The sequence below is a fragment of the Pseudomonas sp. PS01298 genome (genome assembly GCF_029959745.1).
Taxonomy (GTDB): Bacteria; Pseudomonadota; Gammaproteobacteria; order Pseudomonadales; family Pseudomonadaceae; genus Aquipseudomonas; species Aquipseudomonas aylmerensis.
This window is the reverse complement of record NZ_JASCPP010000031.1, coordinates 1-20,873: the sequence shown is the minus strand read 5'-3', so window position 1 is coordinate 20,873 and position 20,873 is coordinate 1. Positions and strand designations below refer to the sequence as shown.

Annotated in this window: 20 protein-coding genes and 1 pseudogene; 10 read left to right on the top strand and 11 right to left on the bottom strand. The window is 61.7% G+C overall.

Annotation, left to right across the window (positions count from 1 at the left end; translation table 11 throughout):
- Nucleotides 1-129: 129 nt before the first annotated feature.
- From QMX97_RS13455 to dadA, 4 genes are all read right to left on the bottom strand, one after another.
- Entirely contained in the window at nucleotides 130-678 is a 549-nt protein-coding gene (locus tag QMX97_RS13455; RefSeq protein ID WP_003176893.1) for a cupin domain-containing protein, read from the bottom strand.
- Between the two features lie 116 nt (nucleotides 679-794).
- On the bottom strand, nucleotides 795-1,868 hold the full coding sequence (alr, locus tag QMX97_RS13450; protein ID WP_282397060.1) for an alanine racemase: 1,074 nt from the start codon (nucleotides 1,866-1,868) through the stop codon (nucleotides 795-797).
- An 80-nt stretch (nucleotides 1,869-1,948) separates the two neighbouring features.
- Entirely contained in the window at nucleotides 1,949-2,302 is a 354-nt protein-coding gene (locus QMX97_RS13445) for a RidA family protein (protein WP_034110260.1), read from the bottom strand.
- The gene (gene dadA, locus QMX97_RS13440; protein WP_120450497.1) at nucleotides 2,274-3,575 is read right to left on the bottom strand and encodes a D-amino acid dehydrogenase; all 1,302 of its coding nucleotides are present in this window, start codon (nucleotides 3,573-3,575) and stop codon (nucleotides 2,274-2,276) included. Before dadA ends, QMX97_RS13445 begins: the two co-directional genes overlap by 29 nt.
- Nucleotides 3,576-3,731: 156 nt before the next feature.
- On the opposite strand from dadA, the gene QMX97_RS13435 reads away from it, so the two are divergent.
- A complete protein-coding gene (locus QMX97_RS13435; RefSeq protein WP_003176896.1) occupies nucleotides 3,732-4,220 on the top strand; it encodes an Lrp/AsnC ligand binding domain-containing protein in 489 nt (162 codons plus the stop codon).
- Between the two features lie 98 nt (nucleotides 4,221-4,318).
- Here the strand turns inward: QMX97_RS13435 and QMX97_RS13430 are convergent, their stop codons facing one another.
- The gene (locus QMX97_RS13430) at nucleotides 4,319-4,672 is read right to left on the bottom strand and encodes a YkgJ family cysteine cluster protein (protein WP_282397059.1); all 354 of its coding nucleotides are present in this window, start codon (nucleotides 4,670-4,672) and stop codon (nucleotides 4,319-4,321) included.
- Between the two features lie 115 nt (nucleotides 4,673-4,787).
- Between QMX97_RS13430 and QMX97_RS13425 the strand changes: the two genes are divergently transcribed.
- Nucleotides 4,788-6,080: an FAD-binding oxidoreductase gene (locus QMX97_RS13425; protein WP_282397058.1), complete on the top strand. Its 1,293-nt coding sequence runs from the start codon at nucleotides 4,788-4,790 to the stop codon at nucleotides 6,078-6,080.
- Here the strand turns inward: QMX97_RS13425 and QMX97_RS13420 are convergent, their stop codons facing one another.
- Complete coding sequence (locus QMX97_RS13420) at nucleotides 6,081-6,305, bottom strand: DUF1127 domain-containing protein (RefSeq protein WP_120450501.1); 225 nt, start codon at nucleotides 6,303-6,305, stop codon at nucleotides 6,081-6,083.
- Between the two features lie 166 nt (nucleotides 6,306-6,471).
- On the opposite strand from QMX97_RS13420, the gene QMX97_RS13415 reads away from it, so the two are divergent.
- Entirely contained in the window at nucleotides 6,472-7,896 is a 1,425-nt protein-coding gene (locus tag QMX97_RS13415) for a PLP-dependent aminotransferase family protein (protein WP_065902472.1), read from the top strand.
- A gap of 62 nt (nucleotides 7,897-7,958) precedes the next feature.
- Complete coding sequence (locus QMX97_RS13410) at nucleotides 7,959-9,527, top strand: phospholipase D family protein (protein WP_106802296.1); 1,569 nt, start codon at nucleotides 7,959-7,961, stop codon at nucleotides 9,525-9,527.
- Nucleotides 9,528-9,587: 60 nt separating this feature from the next.
- On the opposite strand, the gene QMX97_RS13405 is transcribed toward QMX97_RS13410, so the two are convergent.
- Both QMX97_RS13405 and QMX97_RS13400 read right to left on the bottom strand, forming a co-directional pair.
- Nucleotides 9,588-10,730, bottom strand: coding sequence for an MFS transporter (locus QMX97_RS13405; protein WP_120450503.1), 1,143 nt, complete (start codon nucleotides 10,728-10,730; stop codon nucleotides 9,588-9,590).
- Between the two features lie 188 nt (nucleotides 10,731-10,918).
- Nucleotides 10,919-12,412 (bottom strand): aldehyde dehydrogenase, encoded by a 1,494-nt coding sequence (locus QMX97_RS13400; RefSeq protein WP_065902478.1) that lies wholly within the window; start codon nucleotides 12,410-12,412, stop codon nucleotides 10,919-10,921.
- 230 nt (nucleotides 12,413-12,642) lie between these two features.
- On the opposite strand from QMX97_RS13400, the gene QMX97_RS13395 reads away from it, so the two are divergent.
- Complete coding sequence (locus QMX97_RS13395) at nucleotides 12,643-13,005, top strand: cupin domain-containing protein (RefSeq protein ID WP_065902480.1); 363 nt, start codon at nucleotides 12,643-12,645, stop codon at nucleotides 13,003-13,005.
- A 70-nt stretch (nucleotides 13,006-13,075) separates the two neighbouring features.
- Here the strand turns inward: QMX97_RS13395 and rpmG are convergent, their stop codons facing one another.
- Entirely contained in the window at nucleotides 13,076-13,231 is a 156-nt protein-coding gene (gene rpmG / locus QMX97_RS13390; RefSeq protein WP_003176906.1) for a 50S ribosomal protein L33, read from the bottom strand.
- A gap of 11 nt (nucleotides 13,232-13,242) precedes the next feature.
- Complete coding sequence (rpmB, locus tag QMX97_RS13385) at nucleotides 13,243-13,476, bottom strand: 50S ribosomal protein L28 (protein ID WP_003176907.1); 234 nt, start codon at nucleotides 13,474-13,476, stop codon at nucleotides 13,243-13,245.
- A gap of 458 nt (nucleotides 13,477-13,934) precedes the next feature.
- On the opposite strand from rpmB, the gene QMX97_RS13380 reads away from it, so the two are divergent.
- A complete protein-coding gene (locus tag QMX97_RS13380) occupies nucleotides 13,935-15,527 on the top strand; it encodes an ABC transporter substrate-binding protein (protein WP_065902482.1) in 1,593 nt (530 codons plus the stop codon).
- 101 nt (nucleotides 15,528-15,628) lie between these two features.
- Here QMX97_RS13380 and radC read toward each other — a convergent pair whose 3' ends face one another.
- A complete protein-coding gene (gene radC / locus QMX97_RS13375; RefSeq protein WP_065902483.1) occupies nucleotides 15,629-16,303 on the bottom strand; it encodes a DNA repair protein RadC in 675 nt (224 codons plus the stop codon).
- 154 nt (nucleotides 16,304-16,457) lie between these two features.
- Here radC and coaBC point away from each other — a divergent pair, with 154 nt between their 5' ends.
- From coaBC to argB, 4 genes and pseudogenes are all read left to right on the top strand, one after another.
- Nucleotides 16,458-17,666: a bifunctional phosphopantothenoylcysteine decarboxylase/phosphopantothenate--cysteine ligase CoaBC gene (gene coaBC, locus QMX97_RS13370; RefSeq protein WP_010207499.1), complete on the top strand. Its 1,209-nt coding sequence runs from the start codon at nucleotides 16,458-16,460 to the stop codon at nucleotides 17,664-17,666.
- Nucleotides 17,667-17,671: 5 nt separating this feature from the next.
- On the top strand, nucleotides 17,672-18,127 hold the full coding sequence (gene dut / locus QMX97_RS13365; RefSeq protein ID WP_065902484.1) for a dUTP diphosphatase: 456 nt from the start codon (nucleotides 17,672-17,674) through the stop codon (nucleotides 18,125-18,127).
- Between the two features lie 241 nt (nucleotides 18,128-18,368).
- Nucleotides 18,369-19,790, top strand: a pseudogene (locus tag QMX97_RS13360) (phosphomannomutase/phosphoglucomutase); the annotation flags it as partial.
- Between the two features lie 19 nt (nucleotides 19,791-19,809).
- Nucleotides 19,810-20,715 (top strand): acetylglutamate kinase, encoded by a 906-nt coding sequence (argB, locus tag QMX97_RS13355; RefSeq protein WP_065902486.1) that lies wholly within the window; start codon nucleotides 19,810-19,812, stop codon nucleotides 20,713-20,715.
- Nucleotides 20,716-20,873 lie beyond the last annotated feature (158 nt).

Here is a 20,873-nt window from a genome sequence, read left to right as displayed (position 1 = left end):
GTTTCGCAGGCGGCGAAAGTATAACGGTTAGCCCGTCTTGCCGAAACAACCCTATTAAATAAAGGGAGATTCAGCCTCACGGAATACTGCCACGGGAACCTCTGCAACGCTGGCAGGGCGCCTCTATTGTTAAAAGTTCGCGGGTGTGGCTGCGCTGATTAGTCGCGCCGGCACGTCGAACGGGTTGCGAAAACGATGCGGCTTGGTGCTTTCAAAGTAGTAGCTATCGCCGGCTTCGAGCACAAAAGTTTCAAGACCGACCACCAGTTCCAGACGACCTTCCACCAGAATCCCGGTTTCTTCGCCTTCGTGGGTGAGCATTTCTTCGCCCGTGTCGGCGCCCGGCGGGTAGATTTCGTTGAGAAAGGCAATGGCCCGGCTCGGGTGTGCGCGGCCGACCAGTTTCATGGTGACGGCGCCGTCAGAGATGTCGATCAGCTCATTGGCTTTATAGACGATCTGCGTCGGTATTTCCTGGAGGATCTCCTCGGAAAAGAACTCGACCATCGACATGGGGATGCCGCCCAGCACCTTGCGCAAGGAGCTGATCGAGGGGCTGACACTGTTTTTTTCGATCATCGAAATGGTGCTGTTGGTGACACCCGCGCGCTTGGCGAGCTCACGCTGGGAAAGACCCTTCAGTTTACGGATGGATTGCAGTCGTTCGCCGACGTCCAATGCAGGTGCCTCCTAGGATTCAGGCTTTGTTGTAGTTGAGCGTTATCATGGCGACAGCGTTCAGTATTTACAACACTTGGGCCTAAATCCCGGGCAGCGGCGTTCGTAGCATGCGATCAAGCGCCGGAATAGAGCCTTGGCACCCGACGCAGGTTGCAGAAGATCTGGTAGGGAATGGTCTCGGCGGCGGTCGCGATATCACTCGCGAGGATGTTTTTACCCCACAGTTCCACCGTGGAACCCAGGCCCGCTTCAGGCACGTCGGTGAGGTCGATGCACAGCATGTCCATGGACACGCGCCCCAGCAACTGGCTGCGCTGCCCTGCCACCAGCACCGGCGTACCGGTCGGCGCATGACGCGGGTAGCCATCGGCGTAACCCATGGCGACCACGCCGATGCGCATCGGTTTTGGCGTGATGAACTTGGCGCCATAGCCCACCGGCTCGCCGGCCGGCAGCTCGCGCACGCAGATGACTTTGGATTCCAGGGTCATTACCGGCTGCAAACGCGCGGCGATGGCCTGGTTTTCGCCAAACGGCGTCGCGCCGTAGAGCATGATGCCCGGGCGCACCCAATCGCTGGAGACATTCGGCCAGCCCATCACCGCCGGCGAATTGCGCAGGCTGACCTCGGCCGACAAGCCTTGGCGCGCCGCCTCGAACACCGCTACCTGTTCATTGCTGCGCACGCAATCGAGTTCATCGGCGCGGGCGAAGTGACTCATCAATACAATCTTGGCCACTTTGCCGCTGGCCAGCAGGCGCTGGTAGGCCTCGTGGTAATCCTTGGGATGCAGGCCGACGCGGTGCATGCCCGAATCCAGCTTGAGCCACACGGTGAGCGGCTTGCTCAACACCGCCTGTTCGATTGCCTCCAATTGCCATAGCGAATGCACCACGCACCAGAAATCGTGCTCGATGATCAGCGGCAACTCGTCGGCTTCAAAAAAACCTTCGAGCAGCAACACCGGCGCACGAATGCCGCCAGCACGCAGCTCCAGCGCCTCCTCGATGCACGCCACGGCAAACCCATCCGCCTCGGCTTCCAACGCCTGGGCAACGCGAACGGCGCCATGGCCATAGGCATCCGCCTTGACCACGGCGAGGGCTTTTGCCCCGGTCACTTCACGGGCCAATTGGTAGTTGTGGCGCAGGGCTTCAAGGTCGATCAGGGCACGGGCAGGACGCATGGCGGCAGGCTTCTAGGCGGCAGAGTGAAGAAAAAACCGGCACCGACCAACCACTTCGGCACCGGGAGAGGGATCGTTGTTTAAGGCAGCGCGGCCACGACGGACAGCTCGACCAGGATTTGCGGCTCGCACAGCTTCGCCTCAACCGTGGCACGGGCCGGAGCGACGCCTTTGGGCAGCCACTTGTCCCATACCGCATTCATGCCGGCGAAATCGGCGTCGATGTCCTTCAGGTAAATCGTCACCGACAGCAGTTTGGTCTTGTCGGTACCGGCCAGGTCGAGCAGCCGCTCGATATTGGCCAGGGTTTCACGGGTCTGCTGTTCAATCCCGGCATTCATGTCGTCGCCGACTTGCCCGGCCAGATACACGGTACCGCTGTGAACGACGATCTGGCTCATGCGCTCATTGGTGAGCTGGCGCTGGATTGACATGTTTTGCGGACTCCTGGTGATTGCCATAACGGGAAATATCGAGACCTTCGGCGCTGATTTGCGGTGTTTTCTTCGCCATCAAATCAGCGAGCAAGCGACCGGAGCCACAGGCCATGGTCCAGCCGAGGGTGCCGTGGCCGGTATTCAGGAACAGGTTCTTGAACGGGGTGGCACCGACAATCGGCGTGCCGTCGGGGGTGGTCGGGCGCAGGCCGGTCCAGAATGTGGCTTCGGTTAAATCGCCGCCCTGAGGATAAAGGTCGTTGACGATCATCTCCAGGGTTTCACGCCGACGCGGGTTAAGCGACAGGTCAAAACCGGCTATTTCAGCCATGCCGCCGACGCGGATGCGGTTGTCGAAACGGGTGATCGCGACCTTGTAGGTCTCGTCGAGAATGGTCGAAGTCGGGGCCATTGCCGGATTGGTGATCGGCACGGTCAGCGAGTAACCCTTGAGCGGGTACACCGGGGCCTTGATCCCCAACGGCTTGAGCAACTTCGGCGAGTAGCTGCCCAGCGCCAGCACGTAGCGGTCGGCCGTTTCCAGCTTGCCGTCGATCCAGACGCCGTTGATGCGGTCGCCGGCGTAGTCGAGGCGCTGGATGTCCTGTTCAAAACGAAATTCCACACCCAACTGCTTGCACATGTCGGCCAGGCGCGTCGTGAACATCTGGCAGTCGCCAGTCTGGTCGTTCGGCAGGCGCAGGGCACCGGCGAGGATATCGGTGACGCTGGCCAGGGCGGGTTCAACGCGGGCAATGCCGGCGCGATCGAGCAGTTCGAACGGGACGCCGGACTCCTTGAGGACGGCGATGTCCTTGGCAGCCCCATCCAACTGGGCCTGGGTGCGGAACAGCTGGGTGGTCCCCAGGCTGCGGCCTTCGTAGGCAATGCCGGTCTCGGCGCGCAATTCGTCGAGGCAATCGCGGCTGTACTCGGACAGGCGCACCATGCGCTCTTTGTTCACCGCATAACGGCTGGCGGTGCAATTGCGCAGCATCTGCGCCATCCACAGGTATTGATCGATATCGGCGGTGGCCTTGATGGCCAGGGGCGCGTGGCGCTGCAGCAGCCACTTGATGGCCTTGAGCGGCACGCCCGGTGCGGCCCATGGCGACGCATAACCTGGGGACACCTGGCCTGCGTTGGCGAAACTGGTCTCCATGGCCGCGGCGGGCTGGCGGTCGACGACAACCACCTCGAAACCGGCCCGAGCCAAATAGTAGGCACTGGTCACACCAATGACGCCGCTACCCAAGACCAGAACGCGCATTTTTATATCCTCATCACGGGCTTAGCCGCTGACGTGTGTTATTCGAGCAATGATGGGCGCAGTATAAAAAGCAATCGCCAGTGCATTTCACTATATAAATGCCTATATTTGGCGACAATTCTCGGCAAAAACCCTTTTCACAGAGGCGTATCCCCTATGCGTACCAACACCCAGACCAAGCGGGAGCTGGACAAGATCGACCGCAATATCCTGCGCATCCTGCAGACCGATGGGCGTATTTCGTTCACGGAGCTGGGAGAAAAGGTCGGGCTGTCGACCACGCCGTGCACCGAGCGGGTCCGTCGGCTGGAGCGTGAAGGGATCATCATGGGCTACAACGCACGGCTCAATCCGCAGCATTTGAAGGGGAGTTTGCTGGTATTTGTCGAGATCAGCCTGGATTACAAGTCCGGCGATACCTTTGAAGAGTTCCGCCGCGCCGTACTGAAACTGCCCCACGTACTGGAATGCCACCTGGTGTCAGGCGACTTCGACTACCTGGTGAAGGCGCGGATTTCCGAGATGGCCTCGTACCGCAAATTGCTCGGCGATATCCTGCTCAAGCTGCCCCACGTGCGGGAGTCGAAGAGCTATATCGTGATGGAAGAGGTGAAAGAGAGCCTGAACCTGCCGATCCCGGACTGACCTCACAGCGCAGATCACTGTAGGCGCCGGCTTGTCGGCGCTAGCGATTTTAGCGTCGATATCTTCATCGCCAGGCCAGCGTCTACCGCTTGATCGGGTTACACCAGCACCTGCCGGGTGCCCGCCATGTATTCGTGAATCTGCTTCTCGACCCGCGGGTGAATCAGCTCCACCGGCCGCCGCCCATTCGGGCATGGCAAGGTCTTCGTCGTGCCGAACAGGCGACAGATCAGCGGGCGCTCGTCATACACGGTGCAGCCATTGGGGCCCAGGTGCACACAGTTCAGCTCATCCATGGCCGCGTCCTGCTCGGCGGCGGTCTTGCGTGGCAGGCGCGACATTTCCTCGGGCGAAGTCGTCACCGGCCCACAGCAATCATGACAACCGGGGACACACTCGAACGAAGGAATCTGTCGACGCAGCGCGCTGATTTTCTGACTGTTGCAACTCATCGAAACACGTACCGAACGGCGAATAGGCGTGGATTCTGACGCAAAACGCCCTGCGCAGACAGCTTCGTCCGACCGCTGTATCCTGCGTCAAATTTTCCAAACAGGGATGCTCCCGATGACTGCCAGCGCCCGGCACACCAATTCCTACTACGCCGCCAGCAGCGTGCCGCAGCCCGATTACCCGGTGTTGACGGGGGATGTGCGCGCCGATGTTTGCGTGGTCGGCGGTGGTTTTTCCGGGCTCAACACCGCCCTGGAGCTGGCCGAGCGCGGCTTCAGCGTGGTGTTGCTGGAAGCGCGCAAGATCGCCTGGGGCGCCAGTGGGCGCAATGGCGGCCAGCTGATTCGCGGCGTCGGCCACGGCCTGGAGCAATTCACCCCGATCATCGGCAGCGACGGCGTGCGCCAGATAAAGCTGATGGGCCTGGAAGCCGTGGAAATCGTGCGTGAACGCGTCGAGCGCTACCAGATCCCCTGCGACCTGACCTGGGGCTACTGCGACTTGGCCAACAAACCCCGGGACCTGCAAGGCCTTGCCGAAGACGCCGAAGAACTGCGCAGCCTGGGCTATCGCCACGAGGTGCGCCTGCTGCAAGCCGGCGAAATGGGCAGTGTGATCGGCTCCGAACGCTACGTGGGCGGCATGATCGACATGGGCTCCGGCCATCTGCACCCGTTGAACCTGGCGCTGGGTGAAGCCGCCGCCGCGCAGCAATTGGGCGTGAAGCTGTTCGAGCAGTCCGAAGTCACGCGGATCGACTACGGCCCTGAAGTCAACGTTCACACCGCCCACGGCAATGTACGCGCCAAGACCCTGGTACTGGCCTGCAATGCCTACCTCAATGGCCTCAACCCCCACTTGAGCGGCAAAGTGTTGCCCGCCGGCAGCTACATCATCGCCACCGAGCCGTTGAGCGAAGCCCAGGCCGCCGAGCTGTTGCCACAGAACATGGCGGTGTGCGACCAGCGCGTGACGGTGGATTACTTCCGCCTGTCCGCCGACCGTCGCCTGTTGTTCGGCGGTGCCTGCCACTATTCCGGACGCGATCCCAAGGATATCGGCGCCTATATGCGGCCGAAGATGTTGCAAGTGTTCCCCCAGCTGGCCGAGGCGAACATCGATTACCAGTGGGGCGGCATGATCGGTATCGGCGCCAACCGCCTGCCGCAGATCGGCCGGCTCGCCGATCAACCCAATGTGTATTACGCCCAGGCCTACGCGGGCCACGGCCTCAACGCCACGCACCTGGCGGGCAAGCTATTGGCCGAGGCCATCAGCGGCCAGCAACAGGGGCGTTTCGATCTGTTCGCCCAGGTGCCGCACATCACCTTCCCCGGCGGCAAGCACTTGCGCTCGCCGCTGCTGGCGCTGGGCATGCTCTGGCATCGCTTCAAAGAGCTGCTCTGATCAATCCCGCCAGAACGGTTTCAACCCCTCCTGGCGCGCCTGTTCAGCAGACAATCCGACATCACGCAATTGCTCGCGGGTCAGGTGCAGCAAGGCCTTGCGCGTATGGCGGCGGTGCCAGAACAGACTCCAGCGGCTGATATCGCGCGGCGCCGTCGCCCGTTCCTGCCCTGCCTGCAATTCCTGACTGTGTAACATCAGTCGCACATCGCTCATGCCGTTCATTGTCTTGCCCCTCAATTGCCTGTTGCCATGAGTGACTAGAATGGGTGAGCGGGCAAAACCATTACAGATTCAACCAACTTTTATTAAATCCATACAGACACTGCCTATGCGCGGCTGAATCCTGTATTTTCCCCGTATCTGTACTGGTCTCCCGGGAGCGACCGCCATGACGCTTTACATCAATCTCGCCGAACTGCTGGGCACGCGCATCGAGCAAGGCTTCTATCGCCCCGGTGATCGACTGCCCTCCGTGCGGGCCTTGAGCGTCGAACATGGAGTCAGCCTGAGCACCGTGCAGCAGGCGTATCGGATGCTCGAAGACAACGGCCTGGCCATGCCCAAGCCCAAGTCCGGCTACTTTGTACCGGTCAGCCGTGAGCTGCCGGCCTTGCCCGAGATCGGTCGCCCGGCCCAACGGCCGGTGGAGATTTCCCAGTGGGACCAGGTGCTCGAGCTGATTCGCGCAGTACCGCGCAAAGATGTCATACAGATGGGTCGCGGCATGCCGGATGTATTGTCGCCCACCCTGAAGCCGCTGTTGCGCAGCCTTGCACGCGTCAGCCGGCGCCAGGATCTGCCAGGCCTGTATTACGACAACATCCTTGGCTGTATGGAGCTGCGCGCGCAGATTGCACGGCTGTCATTGGATTCCGGTTGCCAACTCACCGCCGAAGACATCGTGATCACCACCGGCTGCCATGAAGCGCTGTCGGCCAGCATCCACGCGATCTGCGAGCCGGGCGACATCGTCGCAGTGGACTCGCCGAGCTTTCACGGCGCCATGCAGACCCTCAAGGGCCTGGGCATGAAAGCCCTGGAAATCCCCACCGACCCGCTCACCGGGATCAGCCTCGAAGCCCTGGAACTGGCGCTGGAGCAGTGGCCGATCAAGGTTATCCAGCTGACCCCCAACTGCAACAACCCGCTCGGCTACATCATGCCCGAGGCGCGCAAACGGGCGCTGCTGACCCTGGCCCAGCGTTTCGACGTGGCCATCATCGAAGACGATGTGTATGGCGAACTGGCCTATAGCTACCCGCGCCCGCGCACCATCAAATCCTTCGACGAAGACGGCCGCGTGCTGCTGTGCAGCTCGTTCTCGAAAACCCTCGCGCCGGGCCTGCGCATTGGCTGGGTCGCGCCGGGACGCTACCTCGAGCGGGTGCTGCACATGAAATACATCAGCACCGGCTCCACCGCCACCCAGCCGCAGATTGCGATTGCAGAGTTTCTCAAGGGCGGCCATTTCGAACCGCATTTGCGGCGGATGCGCACCCAATACCAGCGCAATCGCGACTTGATGCTTGATTGGGTCAGTCGTTATTTCCCGGCGGGTACCCGCGCCAGCCGCCCGCAAGGCAGCTTCATGCTGTGGGTCGAGCTGCCGGAAGGCTTCGATACGCTGAAGCTCAACCGCGTCCTGATGGAACAAGGCGTACAGGTGGCGGTAGGCAGTATCTTTTCTGCGTCCGGCAAGTACCGCAATTGCCTGCGCATGAACTACGCTGCCAAACCAACCCCACAGATCGAAGAAGCGGTACGCAAGGTCGGTGCCGCCGCAATCAAGATGCTTGCCGAGGTTGCAGACTGACCTTTCACCGAAAATAGCCGTCATATACCCACAACCGCCCTGACCTGGAAGCAGTGCCCTTGATGATTCGACGGCTTTTACCGTTTTTACTGCTGGGCGCCTTGACGCTGGGCGGCTGCGCAACCATCGATTCCCCGCGCATCCCCAGCGATGCCCTGCCCGCTGCGCAGTCTTCCTTCGGTCGCTCGATCCAGGCCCAGGCGGCGCCCTATCAAGGTCGCTCCGGCTTTCGCCTGCTGCCCAACAGCAGCGAAGCGTTCATGGCCCGCGCCGAGCTGATCCGCAATGCCCAGACCAGCCTCGACCTGCAGTACTACATCGTCCACGACGGCATCAGCACGCGGATGCTCGTGGATGAACTGCTCAAGGCCGCCGACCGTGGCGTACGCGTGCGCATCCTGCTCGACGACACCACCAGCGACGGCCTCGACCAGATCATCGCCACCCTCGCCGCTCATCCCAAGATCGAGATCCGCCTGTTCAACCCCCTGCACCTGGGGCGCAGCACCGGTGTGACGCGGGCCATGGGGCGGCTGTTCAACCTGTCGCTGCAACACCGGCGCATGCACAACAAACTGTGGCTGGCAGATAACAGCGTGGCCATCGTTGGCGGGCGCAACCTGGGCGATGAGTATTTCGATGCCGAGCCCAACCTGAATTTCACCGACATAGACATGCTCAGCGTCGGGCCGGTGGCCGAGCAACTCGGCCACAGCTTCGACCAGTACTGGAACAGCGCGCTGAGCAAGCCCATCGACGACTTTGTCGCCAACACGCCGTCCAAAGGCGACCTGGCCGCTGCCCGTGTACGCCTGCAAGACTCCCTCGCCGAGTCGCGCCAGCAGAATCACGCGCTGTACAACCGCTTGCGCACCTACCAGACCCAGCCGCGCATGGACACCTGGCGCCGCGAGCTGATCTGGGCCTGGAACCAGGCGCTGTGGGACGCGCCGAGCAAGGTATTGGCCAAGGCCGATCCGGACCCGCGATTGCTGCTCACCACACAGCTGGCGCCGGAACTTGAGGGCGTCAATCACGAGCTGATGATGATTTCGGCGTACTTCGTGCCGGGGCAACCGGGCCTGGTGTACCTGACCGGGCGCGCCGACGCCGGCGTGTCGGTGAGCCTGCTCACCAACTCCCTGGAAGCCACCGACGTACCAGCCGTGCATGGCGGCTACGCGCCCTACCGCAAGGCGCTGTTGGAACATGGGGTGAAACTCTATGAACTGCGCCGCCAACCGGGCGACCCCAGCGCAGGCAGTGGTCCGCACCTGTTCCGACGCGGAACCTTTCGCGGCTCGGACTCCAGCCTGCACAGCAAGGCGATGATCTTCGATCGCGAGAAGTCGTTTATCGGCTCGTTCAATTTCGACCCGCGCTCAGTGCTGTGGAACACCGAAGTCGGCGTGCTGGTAGACAGCCCCGAACTGGCGGAACACGTGCGCAACCTGGCGCTGCAAGGCATGGCCCCAGCCTTGAGCTATGAGGCGAAACTGCAGGACGGCAACGTGGTGTGGGTGACCGAAGATAACGGCCAGCTACACACAATCACCGAAGAACCCGGCAGTTGGTGGCGTCGCTTCAATGCCTGGTTCGCCACCTCGGTGGGGCTGGAACGCATGCTCTAAAACGACACAGATCAACTGTGGGCGCTGGCAAGCCAGCGCCTACGGTGAATGCATTTCAAGTCAGGCCGGTTGTGCGGCGCCGAATGCGCCTTGACGCAGCAACAGCACGACCAGGCCCAGCGAGCCCGCCGCCATCAGCAACGGCAGTGCATGCCCGCTGATCCACTGGCTGCCGGCACCGGCCACCAGAGGGCCGATCAGGCATCCGATCCCCCACAGTTGCGCCACATGGGCATTGGCGCGCACCAGCGCGTCATCGCGGTAGCGCTCGCCGATCAGGATCAGCGACAGCGTGAACAACCCGCCGGCACTCGCCCCGAACAGCACCCACACCGGCCAGATCAGCGGCGTGTGCATCAACAGCGGAATCGCCAGGCTCGAAACCAGCAACAGCAGCGCACAACCCAGGAACAGCGTGCGCCGTGGCAGGTAATCGGCCAACGCGCCGATGGGCAACTGCAGCAACGCATCGCCGACCACCACCGTGCTGACCATTGCCAGGGCAATCTCGGCAGTGAAGCCCTGTTGCAGGCAATACACAGGCAGCAGGGTGAGAATCATCGCCTCGAAGGCAGCGAACAATGCCACCGCCCAGGCAATCGCCGGCAGGCTCAGGCAGAAGCGCCACAAGTCGCCGAAGGTCACGCTGAACGACTCGGCAGTCGGCGCGCCGGAGCGCCCCAGCAACAGCAACGGCGCGACCATCAACAAGCCGACGCCGACCCAGAAACCGTAGTCATGGTCTGTGCCAATCAGGCCCAGCAGCAACGGCCCCGACAGTTGGCTCAAGGCGTAGCTGCAGCCATACAGGGCCACCAGGCGGCCGCGCCACTGCTCCACCACCAACTGGTTGATCCAGCTTTCACCGAGAATGAACACGATGGTCAGGATCACCCCGATCATCAGGCGCAGCACCAGCCACACCGGATAGCTGGGCAGTATCGCCAGCAAGCCGATAGACACCGCGCCGGCCCACAGGCACAGGCGCATCAGGTTGGCGGTGCCCAGCCACGCGGCCAGCCGGCTGGAGACTTTCGCACCCAGCAGCACGCCGAAGGCCGGCATCGCCGCCATCACGCCGATGGCAAAACTGCCATAACCCCAGCCCTCCAAGCGCAGCGATACCAACGGCATGCTCACGCCCAGCGCCAGGCCGACGCTGAGCACCGAGGCCAGCACGGCGAAGTAAGTCGCCCAACGCATGTCCACGCTCCTGTGGATAATTTTCGAGTTCACACAAAACAGCGTGGGAGCGGGCTTGTGTGGGAGCCGGGCTCGCCCGCGATGCAGGCACCTCGGTTTTTCAGTTGCACCGAGGTGATGCTATCGCCGGCAAGCCAGCGCCTACACAAGCCGGCTCCCACATTTGGCCGGCGGTGTTGCCTACAGGCTTACAGCTTGATCCAGGTCGCCTTCAGCTCGGTGTACTTGTCGAACGCGTGCAGCGACTTGTCGCGACCATTGCCCGACTGCTTGAAGCCACCAAACGGTGCAGTCATGTCGCCGCCATCGTACTGGTTGACCCACACGCTACCGGCGCGCAGCGCTTTGGCAGTCAGGTGCGCCTTGGAGATATCCGCCGTCCACACCGCTGCGGCCAGGCCGTATTGGGTGTCGTTGGCGATGGCGATCGCCTCTTCAGCGCTGTCGAAGGTGATCACCGAGAGCACCGGGCCGAAAATTTCTTCCTGGGCGATCTTCATGGCGTTGGTCACACCGTCGAAAATCGTCGGTTCGACGTAGGTGCCGCCGGTTTCTTCCAGGGTGCGCTTGCCGCCCGCCACCAGCTTGGCGCCGTCAGCATGGCCGGCTTCGATGTACGAGAGCACGGTGTTCATCTGCTGGGTGTCCACCAATGCGCCGACGTTGGTCGCCGGGTCCAGCGGATTGCCCGGCTTCCAGCCTTTGAGGGCCTCGATTACCAGCGGCAGGAATTTATCCTTGATGGAGCGCTCGACGAGCAGGCGCGAACCCGCGGTGCAGACTTCGCCCTGGTTGAAGGCGATCGCCCCGGCGGCGGATTCGGCGGCGGCCTGCAGGTCCGGCGCATCGGCAAACACGATGTTCGGGCTCTTGCCACCGGCTTCCAGCCACACGCGCTTCATGTTCGACTCGCCGGAGCGGATCAACAGCTGCTTGGCGATCTTGGTGGAACCGGTGAACACCAGGGTGTCGACGTCCATGTGCAGCGCCAGCGCGTTGCCCACGGTATGGCCGTAGCCCGGCAGCACGTTGAAAACGCCTTTCGGGATACCGGCTTCAACAGCCAGGGCCGCGATGCGAATGGCGGTCAGCGGGGATTTTTCGGACGGCTTGAGGATGACCGAGTTACCGGTGGACAGCGCAGGGCCGAGTTTCCAGCAGGCCATCATCAGCGGGAAGTTCCACGGCACGATGGCACCGACCACGCCCACTGGCTCGCGGGTCACCAGGCCCAATTGATCGTGCGGGGTGGCGGCGACTTCGTCGTAGATCTTGTCGATCGCCTCGCCGCTCCAGCTCAGCGCGTTGGCAGCGCCGGGCACGTCGATGCCGAGGGAGTCACTGATGGGCTTGCCCATGTCGAGGGTTTCGAGCAGCGCCAGCTCTTCGGCATTGTCCTTGAGCAGCGCGGCGAAACGGATCATCGCGGCTTTGCGCTTGGCCGGCGCAAGGCGCGACCACACACCGGAATTGAAAGTGGCGCGGGCATTTTCCACCGCACGCTGGGCGTCGGCGACGTCACAGCTGGCAACGGTGGCCAGCAGGCGGCCATCGACCGGGCTGATGCATTCGAAGGTGTCGCCGGAAGCGGCGGCGGTGTATTCGCCGTTGATGTAGGCGCGACCTTCGATCTTCAGATCCTTGGCGCGTTGTTCCCAGTCGGCACGGGTCAGGGTGGTCATGCGAGTGTCCTCCTCTTATTGAATACAAGGGCCAGGTGATGTCCCCCGGCAGCCTCAAAGAATTCTTGCCCGGCCAGCCTGCTGTTCGGCTCAAGGCGGCTACCACCCTAAACCAGCGGCTGGGGATGTTTCAATATATTTGACATAACGCCGGTAAACGCCCTTGCGATGTTCATTTTAATAAACATAGACTTTGGGCTCTCCAACCGCAGGCCAGACGGGACACGCACATGAGCATCCAGGACATCGTCGACTTCAGCCAGGCCAATACCGCCCCAGACCGCTACCGCCCCGCCGCGGAAAAAATCCTCAAGGGCGACCCCGAACAAACGATCTACAACCACTACAACAGCCCGTGCGGCCAGATGAGTGCCGGGGTCTGGGAAGGTGAAGTCGGGCAATGGAAGGTCAACTACACCGAGCACGAGTACTGCGAGATCGTGCAGGGTGTTTCCGTGCTGCGTGATGCCGAGGGCAACGCCAAGACCTTGCGCGCCGGCGACCGATTCGTGATCCCCGCCGGCTTCAGCGGCACTTGGGAAGTGCTGGAGCCGTGCCGCAAGATCTACGTGGTGTTCGAGCAGAAAGCCTGATCCGGCAAATCCGAGGCAAAAAAAAGCCCGTATCGTGAGATACGGGCTTTTTCACAAGGAGGAAAATCAATTACTTGATTTTGCCTTCTTTGTAGATCACGTGCTTGCGAACGCGCGGGTCGAACATTTTCTTTTCGAGCTTGTCCGGGGTAGTACGCTTGTTCTTGTCGGTAGTGTAGAAGTGACCAGTACCGGCGCTAGAGATCATTCGAATCAATTCACGCATGATAGAGCTCCTTAGATCTTGCCAGCGGCGCGGATTTCGGCCAGCACGACAGTAATGCCACGCTTGTCGATGATGCGCATGCCTTTGGCGGATACGCGCAGGCGTACAAAACGTTTCTCTTCTTCAACCCAGAAGCGGTGATGCTGCAGGTTCGGCAGGAAACGACGACGGGTTTTGTTATTTGCGTGGGAAATGTTATTCCCAGTCACCGGACCCTTACCGGTAACTTGACAGACTCTCGACATGCCTCAGCCCTCTAAAACCACATGCCCAACCCGGCATGGGTTGGCCGCTTAATCTCTCAGTCATTTGGCGCCAGGCGCCGCGTTTCTTTAGGGTCTTACCGGCTACACCTACAAGCGAAGGAACCGGGCCCCTAGAAAAGAGCGCTGCTTTATACCAGAAAGACCCCAGTGCAACAACAGCCCGTGTGTTTTTCCCGGCGTAAATCTCGGCGACAGACGCCCGAACCGTTGCCAGGAGGGGCCGCTGGAACAGCCGACCGCTCGTCGCACAGAATGATTTACAGCGGCATTGCGCGCGGCAAAGCGCACGACGAAACGCGCTGAGGCGCCATCAAAACAGCATTTGAGGCAAAAGCACAGGCAAAAATGGGCTAGTCATTTATCCGGCAGACCACTACGGTAGGACTTTTCCAGACTGCACTCGCAGATGGGCCTTCGATCTGCAAAGGAAACCGAACATGCGCCTCGCTGCCCTACCGCTATTGCTAGCCCCTCTATTTATCGCGCCGCTGGCATCTGCCGCCAGCAACCTGAGCGTCTGCACCGAGGCCAGCCCCGAAGGGTTCGATGTGGTGCAATACAACTCGTTGACCACCACCAACGCCTCGGCCGACGTGCTGATGAACCGCCTGGTGGACTACGACGCCGCCAGCGGCAAACTGGTGCCCAGCCTGGCGGACAGCTGGGAAGTCTCGCCAGACGGCCTGACCTACACGTTCAAGCTGCACCCGGAGGTGAAATTCCATCGCACCGACTACTTCACCCCAAGCCGCACACTGACCGCCGAAGACGTGCGTTTCAGCTTCGAACGCATGCTCGACCCGGCCAACCCATGGCACCAGATCGCTCAGAGCGGTTTCCCGCATGCACAGTCCCTGCAATTGCCCACCCTGGTCAAGAAGATCGACGCCCTCGACCCGCTGACCGTGCGCTTTACCCTGGACCACGCCGACTCCACCTTCCTCGCCGCCCTGAGCATGGGCTTTGCCTCTATCTACCCGGCCGAATACGCCGACAAACTGCTCAAGGCCGGCACCCCGGAAAAACTCAACAGCCAGCCAATCGGTACCGGCCCGTTTATCTTCAGCCGTTTCCAGAAAGACGCCGTGGTGCGCTACAAGGCCAACCCGGACTACTTCGCCGGCAAACCGGCTGTGGATAACTTGATCTTCGCCATTACCCCGGACGCCAACGTGCGCCTGCAGAAATTGCACCGCGATGAATGCCAGATCGCCCTGTCGCCCAAGCCCCTGGATGTCGGCGAGGCCGAGAAGGATCCCGCACTCAAGGTGGAAAAGACTGCCGCGTTCATGACCGCCTTCGTCGCCATCAACAGCCAGCACCCACCGCTGGACAAGCCCGAAGTGCGCCAGGCGATCAACCTCGCCTTCGACAAGGCCAGCTACCTCAAGGCCGTGTTTGAAGGCACCGCCGAAGCCGCCAACGGCCCCTACCCGCCCAACACCTGGAGCTACGCCAAGGACCTGCCGGGTTATCCACAGGACCTCGCCAAGGCCAAGGCACTGCTGGACCGCGCCGGCCTCAAGGACGGCTTCAAGACCACGATCTGGACACGCCCCACCGGCAGCCTGCTGAACCCCAACCCTAACCTCGGCGCGCAATTGCTGCAGGCTGACCTGGCCAAGGTCGGCATCCAGGCCGAGATTCGCGTGATCGAATGGGGCGAACTGATTCGCCGCGCCAAGGCCGGCGAGCACGACCTGCTGTTCATGGGCTGGGCCGGCGACAACGGCGACCCGGATAACTTCCTGACTCCGCAGTTCTCGTGCGCGGCGGTAAAATCCGGCACCAACTTCGCCCGTTACTGCGACCCGGCGCTGGACAAGCTGATCAGCGCCGGCAAGACCACCAACGAGCAAGGCGTGCGCAGCAAGCTGTATCAGCAGGCCCAGGCGCAGATCCAGCAGCAGGCACTGTGGCTACCACTGGCACACCCCACGGCGTTTGCCCTGGCGCGCAAGAACGTCGAGGGATACCAGGTGAGCCCGTTCGGGCGCCAGGATTTCTCCAAGGTCAGCGTGAAACCTTGACCATCCTCTTGTAGAAGCCGAGTTGCCGACGATGGCGTCCGTTAAATCCCTGGTGATTTTGCGGATGTCATCGCCAGCACGCCGGCTCCTGCTGAAAGCACTTACATCCATCCATATTCGGCCATCGACAGTGGGTCACCATCGCCCACGATGATGTGATCCAGCACCCGCACATCCACCACTTCCAGGGCTTTTTGCAGCAGCTTGGTCAATTTTCGATCAGCCGCGCTGGGTTCCACGCTCCCCGACGGATGGTTGTGGCACAAGATCAAGGCCGCAGCGTTGTACGCCAGGGCGCGCTTCACCACCTGCCGGGGATAAACGGTCGCGGCGTCGATAGTGCCCTGGGACAGCGCCTCGAAACCCAGCACCCGGTGCTTTGAATCCAGGAACAGGCAGCCGAAGATCTCGTGGGGTTCATGACGCAACAGGGCCTTGAGGTAATCGCGCACCGCCACCGGATTTTCCAGCACCGAGTCGCTGCGCAGCCGCTCGGCCAGATGCCGTCGGGACATTTCCAGCACGGCCTGCAATTGCGCAAACTTCGCCGGGCCCAGGCCCAGATGCTGGCTGAACAGTGTCTGGCTGGCTTCAAGCAGCGGGCGCAGGCCGCCAAATTGCGCCAACAGATGGCGCGCCAGGTCCACTGCACTCCTGCCGGAAACCCCGGTCCGCAGGAAGATTGCCAGCAACTCGGCGTCGGACAGACTCGCCGCCCCCCACTCCAGAAGTTTCTCCCGCGGCCGTTCTGCCAATGGCCAATCGCGAATACTCATCTCACCTCCCTCTCCCTGTGCGCCACATGTACGCCGCTGTTGCACGGCAGGCGCTGTGTTATCGTAGGCCCTCTTTTTTGCATGCGATTTCACCTGGGGAGGGGGCATCGCACGCGTCACTGAACTGGCATCACTGAACTGGAAAGGCAAACCAATGCAGCGTCTGTATCGGAAACGCATCGTTCTCGGCGTCGGCGGCGGCATTGCCGCCTACAAGAGCGCAGAGCTGGTCCGCCGGCTCCTGGACCAGGGCGCCGAAGTGCGCGTGGTCATGACCCGCGGCGGCAGTGAGTTCATCACCCCGCTGACCATGCAGGCCTTGTCCGGGCACCCGGTTCACCTGGACCTGCTGGACCCGGCGGCCGAAGCTGCCATGGGCCATATCGAGCTGGCCAAATGGGCCGACCTGGTACTGATCGCCCCGGCCACTGCCGACCTGATCGCCCGCCTGGCCCAGGGCATCGCCGATGACCTGCTGACCACCCTGGTACTGGCCACCGACGCCACCGTCGCCATCGCCCCGGCCATGAACCAGGCCATGTGGCGCGACCCGGCCACCCAAGCCAATACTCAACTCCTGCAAAGCCGTGGCCTCAAGGTGTTCGGCCCGGCCTCCGGCAGCCAGGCCTGCGGCGACGTTGGCATGGGCCGCATGCTCGAAGCCACTGACCTGGCGCTGTGCGCCGCCGAGTGCTTCCAGCACCTGGCCCTGACCGGCAAGCACGTGCTGATCACCGCCGGCCCGACCCAGGAAAACATCGACCCGGTGCGCTACATCACCAACCATAGCTCAGGAAAAATGGGCTTCGCACTGGCCGAAGCCGCGGTCGAGGCAGGCGCACGCGTCACCCTGATCACCGGTCCGGTGCATTTGCCGACCCCCGATCGCGTCACGCGAATCGACGTAGTCAGCGCGCGGGACATGCTGGCGGCCTGCGAGGCGGCTATTCCCTGTGATTTGTTTATCGCGTCCGCTGCGGTTGCAGACTACCGCCCGGAAGTCGTCGCCCCGCAAAAGCTCAAGAAAGACCCTACGAGCGGTGACGGCCTGCTCCTGCAAATGGTGCGTAACCCGGACATCCTGGCCACCATCGCCACGCGTGCGGACCGTCCGTTCAGCGTCGGCTTTGCCGCCGAGACCGAGCACCTGCTGGACTACGCCGCACGCAAACTGAAAGACAAGAACCTCGACCTGATCGTTGCCAATGATGTCGCCAACCCGAGCATCGGCTTCAACAGCGAGGAAAATGCCATCAGCGTGATCGACCGCGAGTTGCACGCCACCGTTTTCGCCCAGACCAGCAAGGGCAAGATTGCCCGCCAACTGATCTCTTTTATCGCCCAACGGCTGAACCAGGTTTAATTTCCATGCACGCTTTGCAAGCCAAGATCCTCGACCCACGCATCGGCACCGACTTCCCACTGCCGGCCTACGCCACCCCGGGCTCCGCCGGCCTGGACCTGCGCGCCATGCTCAAGGAAGACACCGTCCTCGAGCCGGGCCAGACCATCCTGATTCCTACCGGCCTGTCGATCTACGTCGGCGACCCAGGCCTGGCGGCGCTGATCCTCCCGCGCTCCGGCCTGGGCCACAAACACGGGATCGTGCTGGGTAACCTGGTGGGCCTGATCGACTCCGACTACCAGGGCGAGCTGATGGTGTCGTGCTGGAACCGTGGCCAGACCGCGTTCAACATCGCGGTCGGCGAGCGCATTGCCCAACTGGTGCTGGTGCCCGTGGTGCAGGCGCATTTCGAACTGGTTGAGCAATTCGATGAAACACAACGTGGCGCAGGGGGGTTTGGGCATTCCGGCAGTCACTGACTAAGCTGATTCTGGCCGGGCGTCACTGCCCGGCTCGACGCCCACCGCAAGGCTTTTCAGGACGAAGAATGCGCGGACTTAATCATCAAGATTTCCCCTTTGAAATCAATGCATTACGGCATAGAACAGTCGGATCGCAAGCGCCGATGGCATTTTTGCACCACGAACTCTCTGCCGAAAACACCGTCATACCCTTCAGTTTGAGCCTGCCGGTCCGCCACTTTAAGGCCAGCCTTGCCCCCTTCAGATGGAGTTTCCCCCCGCGATGAGTACCGCAGCCCGAGTAGCCCCGACATTCCCCGACAGCATCTTTCGCGCCTATGACATCCGTGGCGTAGTGCCCAAGACCCTGACCGCCGAAACCGCCTACTGGATCGGCCGCGCCATCGGCTCCCAGAGCCTGGCCCAGGGTGAGCCCAATGTTTCGGTCGGCCGTGACGGTCGCCTGTCCGGCCCGGAGCTGGTGGAGCAACTGATCCAGGGCCTGGCCGACAGCGGCTGCCATGTCAGCGACGTCGGCCTGGTGCCCACGCCTGCGCTGTACTACGCCGCCAACGTGCTGGCCGGCAAGTCCGGCGTGATGCTGACCGGCAGCCATAACCCGTCCGACTACAACGGTTTCAAAATCGTCATCGCGGGCGACACCCTCGCCAACGAACAGATCCAGGCCCTGCATCAGCGCCTGAAGACCAACGACCTGACCAGCGGCAAAGGCAGCATCACCCGGGTCGACATCCTCCAGCGCTACTCCGATGAAATCACCCGTGACGTCAAACTCGCACGCCGCCTGAAAGTCGTGGTGGACTGCGGCAACGGCGCAGCCGGCGTGATCGCCCCGCAACTGCTCGAAGCCCTGAACTGCGAAGTGATCCCGCTGTTCTGCGATGTCGACGGCCACTTCCCCAACCACCATCCGGATCCTGGCAAGCCTGAGAACCTGGTCGACCTGATCGCCAAGGTCAAGGAAACCGGCGCCGACGTCGGCCTGGCCTTCGACGGCGACGGCGACCGCGTGGGCGTGGTGACCGAAACCGGCGAGATCGTGTTCCCGGACCGCCTGCTGATGCTCTTCGCCCGTGACGTGGTGGCACGCAATCCCAACGCCGAGATCATTTTCGACGTCAAGTGCACACGCCGTCTCACCCCGCTGATCAAGGAATATGGCGGCCGCCCGCTAATGTGGAAGACCGGTCATTCGTTGATCAAAAAGAAAATGAAGGAAACCGGCGCCCTGTTGGCCGGCGAAATGAGCGGTCACGTATTCTTCAAGGAACGCTGGTTCGGCTTTGACGACGGCATTTACAGTGCTGCGCGCCTGCTGGAGATCCTCAGCAAGGAAAAATCCACCGCGCAAGGGCTGTTTGAGACCTTCCCGAACGATATTTCTACGCCAGAGATCAATATCCATGTGACCGAGGAGAGCAAATTCAGCATCATTGACGCACTGCACGATGCGCAATGGGGTGAAGGCGCCAACCTGACCACCATTGATGGTGTGCGAGTCGATTACGCCAAAGGCTGGGGCCTGGTGCGCGCATCCAACACCACACCGGTGCTGGTGTTGCGCTTCGAGGCGGATACCGAGGCTGAGTTGCAGCGCATCAAGGACGTGTTCCACGCCCAGTTGAAACGTGTTGCCCCTGATCTCCAATTACCGTTCTGATTTTTTACCGGAGCCCTGAATGACCCTCGAACGCGAAGCCGCTGCCAATACTGCCAAGGTCCTGTCCGAAGCGTTGCCTTACATCCGACGCTATGTCGGCAAGACGCTGGTGATCAAGTACGGCGGCAATGCCATGGAAAGCGACGAGCTGAAAACCGGCTTTGCCCGCGACATCGTGTTGATGAAAGCCGTGGGGATCAACCCGGTAGTGGTCCACGGCGGCGGCCCGCAAATCGGCGACCTGCTCAAGCGCTTGTCGATCGAGAGTCACTTCATCGATGGCATGCGTGTCACTGACGCGCAGACCATGGACGTGGTGGAGATGGTCCTCGGTGGCCAGGTCAACAAGGACATCGTCAACCTGATCAACCGCCACGGCGGCAGCGCCATCGGCCTGACCGGCAAGGACGCGGAGCTGATCCGCGCGAAAAAACTGACGGTGACCCGCCAGACGCCGGAAATGACCCAGCCGGAAATCATCGACATCGGCCAAGTGGGCGAAGTGATCGGCATCAACACCGACCTGCTGAACCTGCTGGTCAAGGGTGACTTCATTCCGGTGATCGCACCGATCGGTGTGGGCGCCAATGGCGAGTCCTACAACATCAACGCCGACCTGGTAGCCGGTAAAGTGGCAGAGGCACTCAAGGCTGAAAAGCTGATGCTGCTGACCAACATCGCCGGCCTGCTGGATAAGGAAGGCAAGGTATTGACCGGCCTGACCACCCAACAGGTCGACGACCTGATCGCTGACGGCACCATCTACGGCGGCATGCTGCCGAAGATCCGCTGCGCACTGGAAGCGGTGCAAGGCGGCGTGGGCAGCTCGTTGATCATCGATGGCCGGGTTCCGAACGCGGTATTGCTGGAAATCTTCACCGATACCGGCATGGGCACGCTGATCAGTAACCGCAAGCGTCCTTAAGCCAAAAACAAAAAAGCCCCGCTCAATCGAATTGAGCGGGGCTTTTTTATGCGTGCGATCGCGATCCAACTGCTAAATGCATCCCCCTGTGGGAGCGGGCTTGCTCGCGAAAGCGTAGGGTCAGTTAGCACATGTGTCACTGACAGACCGCTTTCGCG